At 39.5% G+C, this 11,922-nt stretch carries 10 protein-coding genes; 5 read left to right on the plus strand and 5 right to left on the minus strand.

The window, feature by feature from the left end:
- Positions 1–57: 57 nt before the first annotated feature.
- The 4 genes from HQN83_RS13230 to HQN83_RS13245 all read right to left on the minus strand — a co-directional run bounded on the left by HQN83_RS13230 (position 58) and on the right by HQN83_RS13245 (position 4,355).
- Positions 58–1,821, minus strand: coding sequence for a cytochrome c peroxidase (locus tag HQN83_RS13230; RefSeq protein ID WP_173090820.1), 1,764 nt, complete (start codon positions 1,819–1,821; stop codon positions 58–60).
- A complete protein-coding gene (locus tag HQN83_RS13235) occupies positions 1,811–3,127 on the minus strand; it encodes an alkaline phosphatase family protein (RefSeq protein WP_173090821.1) in 1,317 nt (438 codons plus the stop codon). Before HQN83_RS13235 ends, HQN83_RS13230 begins: the two co-directional genes overlap by 11 nt.
- Positions 3,128–3,231: 104 nt before the next feature.
- Complete coding sequence (locus HQN83_RS13240) at positions 3,232–3,513, minus strand: hypothetical protein (protein WP_173090822.1); 282 nt, start codon at positions 3,511–3,513, stop codon at positions 3,232–3,234.
- Between the two features lie 80 nt (positions 3,514–3,593).
- Positions 3,594–4,355 carry a hypothetical protein gene (locus HQN83_RS13245; RefSeq protein ID WP_173090823.1) on the minus strand — a complete coding sequence of 254 codons (762 nt, stop codon included), beginning with the start codon at positions 4,353–4,355 and terminating at the stop codon, positions 3,594–3,596.
- A 107-nt stretch (positions 4,356–4,462) separates the two neighbouring features.
- On the opposite strand from HQN83_RS13245, the gene HQN83_RS13250 reads away from it, so the two are divergent.
- From HQN83_RS13250 to miaE, 3 genes are read left to right on the plus strand one after another with little or no spacing between them, the layout of a single operon-like run.
- Positions 4,463–6,709 carry a S41 family peptidase gene (locus HQN83_RS13250; RefSeq protein ID WP_173090824.1) on the plus strand — a complete coding sequence of 749 codons (2,247 nt, stop codon included), beginning with the start codon at positions 4,463–4,465 and terminating at the stop codon, positions 6,707–6,709.
- A 32-nt stretch (positions 6,710–6,741) separates the two neighbouring features.
- Positions 6,742–8,622 carry a beta-N-acetylhexosaminidase gene (locus HQN83_RS13255; protein WP_173090825.1) on the plus strand — a complete coding sequence of 627 codons (1,881 nt, stop codon included), beginning with the start codon at positions 6,742–6,744 and terminating at the stop codon, positions 8,620–8,622.
- A 40-nt stretch (positions 8,623–8,662) separates the two neighbouring features.
- Complete coding sequence (gene miaE / locus HQN83_RS13260; protein ID WP_173090826.1) at positions 8,663–9,244, plus strand: tRNA-(ms[2]io[6]A)-hydroxylase; 582 nt, start codon at positions 8,663–8,665, stop codon at positions 9,242–9,244.
- A gap of 4 nt (positions 9,245–9,248) precedes the next feature.
- Here miaE and HQN83_RS13265 read toward each other — a convergent pair whose 3' ends face one another.
- Positions 9,249–9,680: a hypothetical protein gene (locus tag HQN83_RS13265; protein ID WP_173090827.1), complete on the minus strand. Its 432-nt coding sequence runs from the start codon at positions 9,678–9,680 to the stop codon at positions 9,249–9,251.
- Positions 9,681–9,821: 141 nt separating this feature from the next.
- Between HQN83_RS13265 and HQN83_RS13270 the strand changes: the two genes are divergently transcribed.
- Complete coding sequence (locus HQN83_RS13270) at positions 9,822–11,321, plus strand: alpha/beta hydrolase (protein ID WP_173090828.1); 1,500 nt, start codon at positions 9,822–9,824, stop codon at positions 11,319–11,321.
- Positions 11,322–11,541: 220 nt separating this feature from the next.
- On the plus strand, positions 11,542–11,922 hold a 381-nt coding region (locus tag HQN83_RS13275), incomplete at its 3' end, for an IS110 family transposase (protein ID WP_173090829.1).

Here is an 11,922-nt window from a genome sequence, read left to right on the forward strand (position 1 = left end):
TTGAATGTGTTTTTTTATTAGCATAAAAGTACCCTTTAAGAGTTAATAAAGCAAATATTACCTACTATCTAAACTCCTGATAAAATCGATCAATTCAGTTTTCTCTTTTTTGTTTAGGTTTAGCGGTTCTGCATCTAGGGTTTGGTTTTCAATTTTAATGCCCGTACCCATACCGCCGCCTTTATTATAGAAATCAATAACTTCTTCAAGTGTTTGGAATACACCATTGTGCATATATGGCGCAGTGCGGGCAGCGTTGCGAACGGTAGTAGTTTTAAACGCATGTCGATTAAAATCACCAGATTGGATGCTGTAAAGGCCCAGATCTGGATCGATGTGTTTGCCGTTCTTTTTTTGCGGTACTCCAATCACTTCGGCTTCCATTTGCATATAGCGTGGCGGCAGTGCGCCATTGAACAAAGGCAAATAATGGCAGGTACCACAACGTGCCTTACCCATAAACAGATTAAACCCTGCCAACTCAGTCTTTTTCATTGCGCTTTTATCACCTTGCATATAAGAGTCAAAACGACTGTTCAGTGCCGTCAAGCTACGCACATAACTTGCCAGCGCATTTGCTACTTCAAAGGTATCAATTACAGCGCGCCCTTGTTTAGGGTAGGCAATATTGAACAGTTTGCGGTAGTTCGTGTCGGGCCAGAGCTTACCAATTGCAATTTGCAGGTCGCCATGCATTTCATCACGGTTCCGTACCACATCGCTGGCCTGCTCTTCTAGTGAAGGCACCCGTAGGTCGTAAAATTGGGCAGGCTGTAAAGCCGCATTAATTAATGTCGGCGTATTACGCGAGATCATCTTTTTGCCTGTAACATCCTTGTTCTTAATCAGACCATCGGTAAAGGCCAGATTAGGCTGATGGCAGGAAGCACAACTGCGTTTGCCATTGCCGGAAAGTACTGGGTCGAAGAACAGTTTCTTTCCTAACACGATCTTTTCGGTAGTTGCTGAATCCCCAGGTTCGGCGGTATAGGCATTGCGGTTAAAAGCATTTGCATCAAACAGCGTTGTGGCGTCCTGATTGAGCAAACGGTTATAGCGAATGTCCGGCAATTTTAATTGGGTTTTTAGTGCCTGTAAAGACTTAGTTAGTGGGTTGGCATAACGGATAATAAAGGCGGTGCGGTCAAAGCGATCAAAACTTGTCGGGGTCTGCAGATAGATGATGGCCGGATCAAATTCGGGCACAGTACCGTAATAACCAGCGACCTCCCGTAAGCTTTGCAGCGCTGCGGCTGACTCGGTAAAACACCTTTTAGATAGTGGATTATCAGAATCATTGAGCCCAAGTATCTCTATGCGAAAGACCTCTAATTTTATCGCATCTAGAATCTGCCAGTCCTGCAAGTCTGCTCGTCGAAAGTATTCTCCAAATTCTGCTGCATTAACCGCTAACTGATCCAGAAATCCCTTCAGTTCATGCTTTTTTTTCCAGTCTAAATTCGGAAAAAGATACCCTTCTATGACTTGTAATCCATTCGGTTGGATTACAAGTCCGCTAAATTCAGTTTCCGGTACCGGTGGCCCATTCACTTGTCTGGCTGTGAGTGGATCAAAGTATTCTGTAGCCCACTCAAGTCGTTTATAGGCAAGCCGCACCTCGCGAAAACGCTGTTGCAATAATTGACTTTGAGCAATATCCGTCTTTGTCGCCTGCAGCAGTTGAACAGCATTTAACAATTCATCAGCCCGACGAATTAATTGCTGCTTAACCAGACTTGCAGGCGTTTCCGACTGCCGCAGGGAGAGAAGGGTAGCGGCCACCATTAATGAAAAAGCAAGGGCAATTACCTTAAAACTCAAATGCATGGCTTAACGGGTCTGCATTTTTATCACGGTCATTGAGTGGTTTCAGTCCCCATCTTTTTTCAATAAAAGCTAGGATACTTACTGTTTCATAAATCGTATGATCCACATAACCTTTCTTTGCAAAAGGAGAGAAAATCAAAGCCGGTATACGTGTGCCAGGTCCCCATTTGTCGATTACAGGTGGAGCAATATGATCCCAGAAACCGCCATTTTCATCATAAGTCAGAATAACAACAGCGTCTTTACCGTTAGGCCCGTTCAGCACCGCCTCAATTAGCTTTACCGCATGGCTTTCACCGCCAGTAATGGTCGATTCACCCGGATGCTCATTTTCTAACCCGATAGGCTTAACAAAAGAAACCGCAGGCAGAGTACCTTTATTCGCAGCTTCTAAAAACTCAGTCTCATCCTTCAGGTGTTCTTTTCTACCCTTTGTTCCTTCAGCATAACGGCTGAAATAGGCAAAAGGCTGATGATGGTAAGTAAAGGAAGGAGCAGGTTTCCCTTCTATAATATTGTTCCAGCCACCTGAGTACCAAGCCCAGGAAATACCCTTGTCCGACAGCCGGTCACCAATATTTGGACCTGTCTGGTTTGGCAGTACAAAATCTGGATTCCCATTTTTTGGATACAGATTAATTGAATTAATGGTGTTCACTGCATAGCCATCTGGCGTTACCGTTCCGTCTTTGATCAGCTTACCGTTGGCATCCACTTGCGCTACGATACTAGCAGGTGCATTAGGGAACATTGGCGAGGCGGCGGCGATTAGCCATTGGTGATTGAGGAATGAACCGCCGAAAACGCTATGAAAGAAATGATCACACAGGGTATATTTTCTGGCAAGATCATAAAGAGGTAGATCTTTGGTGCGATAATAACCCATCGCTAAGCCTTTGGTAAAGTTATAATGCGCATACCTGTTCATTTTACCTCCATTGATCTGCAATTGCTCCTGATAAAAACGGTGTGTCACATCAGGAGTAACCTGGTCAGCGGCTACATATTGGTCGATATTGAAATAAGAATTGGGTAGGTTCGTTGGAAAAGCACTGCTATGTGGAATCGGCGGTAGTGTGTTATAAGGCTGTCCTTCGTCATTTACCTGTGTGATGTTTTCTAATTTGGCCTGTTCCAAGCCATCTGCACCGGGAAACTGCCCGTACAAATTATCAAAACTGTGGTTTTCCATATAGATCACCACAACGTGCTTCACTTTATTTATTTGCGCAAATGCAGGCGCAGTAATTAGGCCGAGAGCGGCTAATAAAAGAAATGGTTTTTTGAGAATTGTTCTCATAAAATATCAATAAGTTTAATTCATGATTTATCTGATTCAGAGGAGTACCTAGCAAAAGGTACAACGCAGATTGTCTTCCGATGCCGAGGAGGCAACGGAGCATGTTATGGTGCCCCTGGCTGAAAACAATGATATAATCCCCACTTATACCATGTAATATGGTTAGAGGTCAGAATCTGGGAGATGGAATTCAATAGGTAACGGACAGAACAAATTGCAGTCTTTTGAGCAAGCACCTTGATTGCAACTACCTCTGCTTGCTGTTCATGATGATCATCTTTTTTCTTGAACTGTCGCTGCAATAAACTCGAAATAGATGTCGGATTCGTTTTGTACTTGTCAGCTGTGGTTAACTGGTACACCAGATAGGGGCGTAGCAGGAACATAAGCACTCCAAAGGAGAGAATAAGAATACCGATTCTGTTTTTGCAATTCATTATTGATAGGCTTAAAATTACAATTTATTTCACATAAACTTTCCAATTTTAGCCTTTTGAAACAATATCTTTTTACCGCCCTTACTAATTGTAAGCATGGCAGACGCGCCTCCCGGCCCTGGATCAGCTAAGATCGCACAATCGTAAGTAAACTCACCATTTTTGAACTCAAAACGATAACTACCACCACTACCATCAGGTATCTTTGTACCTTTTTCTATAGCTAAGGCAGGCTTATCGCTCATTTTGCTTTTAAGTGGCCATGAGGTATAGCGATAGTTGTACTCACCCATATCATCAATTCTGATCCTGTATTGAGGCGTTTCTATTATCTGTACAGGTTCCTTAAATGTTCTGATGGAAGAATGAAGACTATTCCTTTCTACTTTGATTAATTGTAACCTCCGTTTCTCCTCCACTTTTGATATATAGTTTACTCCCAATAGGCGGCCATTGTAGTACAGCCATAAATCGCCGCTATGAAGCATAATACCACGCCATCCAGCTGCTGACCAATCGACACTTGGTTTAGAATTTACTATTAGTTTAACCAATTGCTCATCAAAAACTTCGTTGTATCGCTTTAAAAACTCTTGCTTATTCTTTATTTCAGGTAATGGATATTTGCGCGTTAGCGGAAAGTGAACTTTATCAGCCAGCTTTTCCTTCTTTTGATTTTTAATACAATCAATAAAATCTAAAACCACTTGGTGATATTTAACTTCCAAACTTTGTCCAAAAACAACGGAGAAACTCAATAACAGTAGTAACGTAATTGCTAGTCTTTTCATGAAAAGAGGGATTATTTTGATTTGAGTTTTTGAATATCTAAATCGTTTGCCTGTAAACTAAATCTAGCGTAAATAATCTATATTAGTTTTTTTTACCAGATATAAATATGAAGGCTAACCTAATGCTCTTTTTCATCAGTCTTGTTCTTTTATCTTGTGCTCAAAAAACCGCTTACAATCTCGATGCTGAGAAACTTGATTCAACTGGTAGAATTCCAGAAGGCTGGGATTTTTCATTTGAAGATCAGGGAAATCTAGGTTACTCTGTGCAATTAGATACAGTTGTTAAACAATCAGGTAAGCATTCAATCTCCATTCAAAAGTTAAGTAACCAATCTACATATCGTGCAATTGATTATGTGATTTCAAAAATGTTCACAGGTAAAAGCATCCAACTAAAGGGTTATATTAAAACAGAAATAGTGGATTCTGGTCACGCAAGTTTGTGGATACGTATAGATGATAAAGATGGAGGTGTGGCCTTTAAAAGTATGGGAAAGGAAAGCCTTAGCGGTACTAAAGGTTGGAAAGAGTACTCTATAACTTTACCTTACGATAGTGAAGTGGCTAGGAAAATTCATATTGGCGGTTTGCTAGTGGGTAAGGGAAAGGCATGGTTTGATAGTTTTCAACTCTTTATTGATGGAAAAGCGATCAGTGAGGTACCTATAAAACAAGTTGTATTGGCAAAAGGTGAGCTTGACACTGCCTTTAGCAAGTCATCAGGGATTACAGCCTTTAAAACTAACCCTCAAATTATCAATAATTTGATGCTAGCAGGTCAATTTTGGGGGTTTCTCAAGTATTATCACCCATCAATTGCTAAAGGTGATTACAATTGGGATGCAGAACTGTTTCGTTTTTTACCTCAAGTCATTAAAGCGCCAAATAATGTAGAACTTAGTAATGTATTAGAAAGTCATTTTGATAAACTAGCTAAACCTACATTAAAAGAGAATAAACAAGAGATTGACACTAAGACTGTTGCAATAAAACCTGATTATGGTCAACTATTTAATGGTTCTGTTTTATCTAAATCATTAACTGATAAATTACTTTCTGTAAAAAATAACGGAAATATATCAACTCATTATTACATATCCTTTATGCCGGGCATCGGGAACCCAAAATTCCAAAATGAGAAATCATACAGAAATATGGTTTATCCCGATGCTGGATACCGAATACTTAGTTTGTATCGTTATTGGGCTATGATCAATTATTTCTTTCCTTATAAAGATGTAATTGGAACAAATTGGAATAAAGTACTAAGTACCTCAATTCCGGATTTTGTCGATGCCAAAGATAAGTATGCTTATGTTTTAGCTACACTTAAAGTAATCGCAAAGATTAATGATACTCATGCTAATATTTGGAATAATAACCAAGGCTTAAATATATTTAAAGGACAATACAAACTTCCATTTAAAGCAGAATTTATTGAAAATAAATTGATTGTAACTGGGTATTATGCAGATACCCTAGGTGTAAAACAAAAATTTTTAATTGGTGATGTAATTTCGAGTATTAATGGCAAACCTTTAGAGCAGATGATAAAGGAATTTCTACCGTATACTCCAGCCTCTAATTATGATACCCAGTTGCGAGATTTGCCCTGGGGGTTTTTACTTCGTGGAAATATGGAGCTCTTTACAATTGGACTAAACCGGGCTGGGAAAAAAATAACTGAGACTTCTAAAGGTATTGATGCCTTCTATAATACCAAACCTGATCCTTCGATAGAAGAACCTGGATTTAAACTATTGAATAATGACCTCGGTTATTTATTCCCAGGTAAATTCAAGATCAGTGATCTGCCAGCGATAAAGAAGCTTTTCGAGAACACTAAGGGTATAATAGTCGACATGCGTTGTTATCCCTCAGAGTTTATGGTATATCCTCTCAGTAATTACATTAAACCATTTTCAACACCTTTTGTTAAATTCACAAAGGGGGTACTGTCGCAACCAGGATTATTTATTTATGGCACACCAATAGAAAGTGGATCCAGAACAACTTATGATGCCTACACTGGTAAAGTGGTAGTAATCGTAAATTCGACTTCGCAGAGCCAAGCGGAATTTACAACAATGGCTCTTCAAAGTTCACCGAATGTAAAAGTAATAGGGAGTACAACTGCAGGTGCAGATGGAGATGTGTCTACAATTGTTCTGCCCGGAGGTATTTCTACGTGGATTTCAGGAATTGGCGTATTCTATCCTGATGGGACCCCAACACAAAGGGTAGGTGTGAAAATTGATCATTTTTTAAAACCAACAATAAAAGGTACTATTGAGGGCAGAGATGAACTGCTCGAAAAAGCAAAAGAAATACTTAAAAATTCAACCAAATAATCAAAAACCTAATTAAATAAAACCACCAACACATGAATTTTACCCCCTTCAGAATAGCTGCACTAACCCTCTGCTTACTATTCTCCCAAAAAATGTTTGCTGTAGAAACTATTCCGGCGCTTATACCCGAACCGGTAAAGCTCGAAAAGCTTGCTGGTAGCTTCAAATTAAACAAAACTACCAAGCTTATTGCGGCCCCTGCAAATAAAGAAATTGCCGAATTGTTTGCCGATATGATTAAAGCACCAACAGGTTTTACTTTAGGTAATACAGCTGGTGGAACTTCTACTATCCAATTGGCTATCAACAAAGCCTACAATAAGCAGATAGGAGATGAGGGATATACCCTAGATGTTAAGCCAACCAAAATTACGGTTATGGCAAACAAGCCTGCCGGCCTTTTTTATGGCATGCAAACTGTAATGCAGCTACTGCCAAAAGAAATAGAAAGTGCAGAAATCATTAAAAACAAAGTATGGTCTATACCCTGCGTTAAAATAACAGACTATCCAAGATTTGGCTGGAGAGGTTTAATGTTAGATGTAAGCAGACACTATTTCCCAAAGGAAGTGGTTAAGAAATACATCAACCAACTTGCCAAGTACAAAATGAACGTATTTCACTGGCACCTAACCGACGATCAGGGTTGGAGGATAGAAATCAAAAGCCTACCAAAACTAACGGAAGTAGGAGCCTGGCGTGCATCAAGAATGGGCTTATGGTGGAAACGCGATCCACAAGGAGCAAATGAAGCAGCCGATTATGGAGGCTATTATACTCAAAATGATATCAAGGAAGTTGTTAAATATGCCCAGGAGCGTTTTGTAACCGTTCTACCGGAAATAGATGTTCCCGGCCATAGTCTTGCCGCGCTTGCCGCATATCCAGATCTATCTTGTACTGGTGGACCATTCAAAGTAAACGTAGGTAATACCTTTTACGGGGTAGATGACAACGCTTTATGCCCAGGCAATGAGCAAAGTTTCGTATTTATGGAAAAAGTACTAGGCGAAGTAGCCGCACTTTTCCCTGGTCAATATATCCACATTGGTGGAGATGAGTGTTTCAAAGGCTTCTGGAAAACATGCAAAAAATGCCAGAAAAGAATGACAGATGAAAACCTGAAAACTCCAGAGGAACTGCAAAGTTATTTCATCAAACGCATGGAAACCATTGTTAAGTCTAAAGGCAAAAAAATGATGGGGTGGGATGAGATTCTGGAAGGTGGATTGGCACCAGAAGCTACTGTAATGAGCTGGAGAGGAATGAAAGGCGGTATAGAAGCTGCAAAAATGAATCACCACGTAATTATGACCCCTGCCGACAATTGCTACCTTGATCTTTATCAAGGTGATCCTGCCGGCGAACCACCGACTTATTCGATGCTTACCCTGTCTAGCTGTTACAACTTTGATCCAATTCCAGCAGAAATACCTGATCCATCTTTTGTTTTGGGAGGCCAGGGGAACTTATGGGCTGAATCTGTACCAAGCTATAGACACGCAGAATACATGACCTGGCCTCGTGCGTTTGCTTTATCAGAAGTATTTTGGTCGCCAAAAGAATCTAAAAACTGGAACAACTTTATTTCAAGAATGGAAAGTCACCTTCAAAGGTACGATGTGGCAAATATCAACTATGCAAGAAGCGTATACGATGCCGCAATTACCCCTTTAAAAGACTCCGTTAACAAAACGTTTCGTATAGCATTAAGCACCGAGATTAAAAAACTAGACATCTATTATACCTTTGATAACACTTTTCCTGATAATTTCTCTCCAAAGTATACCGACACACTTTCTATACCTAAAGGAGCAGATCATATTCGGGTGTTAACTTACCTCAACAACAAGCCAATAGGTAAAATGATTACAGTAAGTATTAAAGATCTGGAAAAGCGTACCGAAGACTAAGTAAATCTTTGCTAATTTTGGCCCAAAGAAGATATTTACCATGCTTGGATTAAAATTATTGACAGACCCGCGTTGGGCAAACATTGCTGAATCAAATTTAGAGGAGATTTTAACCGATCATGCCTGGTGCGAACAAAAAGCAGCAACGAATGCCATTACGCTAATTGCAAATAATTCCGAGCACATGGACTTGGTGCAAGAGCTAACAGCTATTGCTATCGAAGAAATGCAGCATTTTCAAATGGTAGTTGATATAATTGAGAAGCGCGGTTACACCCTTGGTCGTGAACGTAAAGATGATTATGTGGGCCGGTTAGTTAAGTTTAGTCGTAGAGATGGCAGCAGGAACTCTGCCTTTATCGATCGTCTTTTATTTGCGGCAATGATTGAGGCTCGCAGTTGTGAGCGCTTCAGGGTATTGTCGCAAAATATAAAAGATCAGGAACTTGCAAAATTCTATCATGAGCTGATGGTATCTGAAGCGGGACATTACACTGTTTTCCTGAACTTTGCCCGTAAATATACCATCGATATTGATGTAGATAAACGCTGGAAAGAATGGCTTGAATTTGAAGGTGAACTCATCCAAAGTTTCGGTAATAAAGAAGCCATTCACGGCTAATGATCTAAGGCATCTTTTCAAATACAAACTTTACATTTTGATAATTAATTGGCTTGTTCTTTTTGAAATAGTGGATGTTCATGTAAACTTCCATTGAGCCCTCACCCATAATAAGCTTGCCATCCTTTTTTAACAAAGCTATTGGGGTTTTGTGCCATGCCTCAACTCCATAATGCTGAAAGCGATAAGTCCCCTTTAGTTCGTCTCCTTTTACAATTCCGGTTACATCGCCGGAATCTTTATAGAGGCCATGGTAGTTTATTTCAAGTTGCCCAAAAAACTCCTTGTCTGTAAGGTTTATTCTAAAAGTAGCAGTATCATCTTTACTTATAGCGCGATATACTGTTTTGGTATAATTCTGATCTACGCTTTCGCTTGAACAGCCATACATCGCAAAAACGATAATTAAGCATATAATTTCTAAAAGTCTCTTCATACTAATGGGTGCTTTCAAATATATACTAATTTTTATCTCCATATGAATTGATGGAGTTTTTTCTGATTAATAGTTTATTAAGTAAAAATTAACCAGATTTATTTTATTTGCTTACCAAACCATAATCAAATAAAACTACAGATGCGAAAAATTACTGCACTTATTGCTGTATTGCTAATCACTACATCAATTTTTAATACGGTATATGCTCAATCGACTACAGCGAGCTTTTCAGGCGATAAAACTACATGGAGAGGATTTGATCGCTATGATTTCCTAATGGATACCCTTAGTCTGGAAATAACACCATTTAAGGCTGTTGAAAGTGAGGGTTTCGGTATCAATGCAGAAGTAAAAGGAAAGGTACGATGTCTAGTTGTTGTGCCAAAAACTGCAGCGGTAGGAAATCCATGGTCATGGAGAGGGTTTTATTGGGATCACGAACCTCAGTCTGAAGTTGAGTTGCTTAAAAAAGGATTTTTTATTGGATACATCAATTGCGATGCCGGAAGACAGTGGGATGCATGGTATGCTTTTTTAACCAAGGAACACGGATTCTCAAAAAAGCCTGCCTTTGGAGGAATGAGCAGGGGGGCTATAAATGCCTATGCATGGTCTGTAAATCACCCTGATCAAGTATCATGCATTTATGCAGATAACGCCGCAATCATGCCTGAAAGCCTGGCGAAAATAGCAGAACTTGCCAAACATGATGTTCCATTATTAAGTATCTGTGGTTCCGAAGATTTTCTGTATGAAAAAAACACACTGCCAATTGAAAATATTTATTTACAAATGGGTGGCAGAATGACTATTCTGGTCAAAGAGGGTACAGCCCATCATCCGCACAGCTTGCAAAATCCAACTCCTATTGTCGATTGGGTTGTCGCAAATGTTGCAAATGCTTCTAATCCTTTACAATTGCCAGATTTTATAGACAATAGCTTTACCAAATCATATTACTACAATCCCCAAAATAGCTATCTGTATTTGAAAGAAGAAAACACGTGGATGACTGCAAGAGGTCCCGGCTATACGCCTTATTATGAGCAGTACGAAGTGAAAGGCAAGAGTCGTTATGGTGTATCTTCAATGGTTATTATTGCACCTAATAAACCCGCCCCAGGCAAACCGTGGGTTTTTCGAAGTGATCGCATGGATAGGAATGCCCTTGTAGATCAGGCTTTACTGGCCAAAGGATACCACATTGTTATTACCCCAATTACTGCACAATCCGGTGCCGTAATGGAACAGTGGAATGATATTTACAAAATGTTAATTGATCATGGATTTTCTAAGAAACCAGTGTTAGAAGGATCAGGAGTAAACGCTGGAGAATGTTTTGCCTGGGCAATGGAAAATCCTGAAAAGGTTTCGGTCATATATGCTGTAAATCCGGTGATGCGTAGTTTAATGACCAAGAAAAATCTGATAGAAGGACTTGTTCCAATAGCGAAAGCAAAAGTACCCTTGCTAGTTGTTTCAGGCAGCTTGGATCCCTGGTTTAAAGAGCATACTAAGGTTATAGAACAACAATACAAGAAGCTTGGCGGTAAATTAAAGCTTATTGTAAAAGAAGGACAAGGCCATTTTATTACAACAGATCCCGAGGTTATAGAGGCGCAGATTACTAAATATTAGTAATCTCATTGCCAAGTTAAAGCGTTCGTCATACTGAGGCTAGCATTAGAAAAAATACAAAAAAGTGATAATGAAAATCGTATAAACGGTCGTCATTATTTAAGCGATTGTCATTATTTAAGCGATCGTTATTATTTAATCGATCGTCATCCTGAATTTATTTCAGTTTATATGTTTGAAGTAGCAAATTTCAACGTGTAAATTTATTATAAAAACAGCCATGGGAAATGTAACTTTAGGCAAAAGCCTGGACTTCAGTGGGCAAAACATTTATGTTGGAATGGATGTCCATCATAAAAGCTGGAAAATTCATATTTTAAGTGATGAATTCGAACTGAAGTCCTTTAGCCAAGAACCGGATGTGGAGCGGTTATGTAGTTATCTGGAATATAATTACCAGCATGCAAACTACTTGTTGGCCTACGAGGCCGGTTTTTGTGGTTTTTGGATACAACGGGCCTTTCAAAAAAGAGGAGTACTGTGTAAAGTCATTCACCCAGCAGATGTACCTACCACCGGTAAAGAACACCTGCATAAAACAGATGCTGTGGATAGCAGAAAAATAGCAAAAGGACTGAGAAAAGGAGATCTGGATTATCTG

Source organism: Pedobacter foliorum, assembly GCF_013266735.1.
GTDB lineage: Bacteria > Bacteroidota > Bacteroidia > Sphingobacteriales > Sphingobacteriaceae > Pedobacter > Pedobacter foliorum.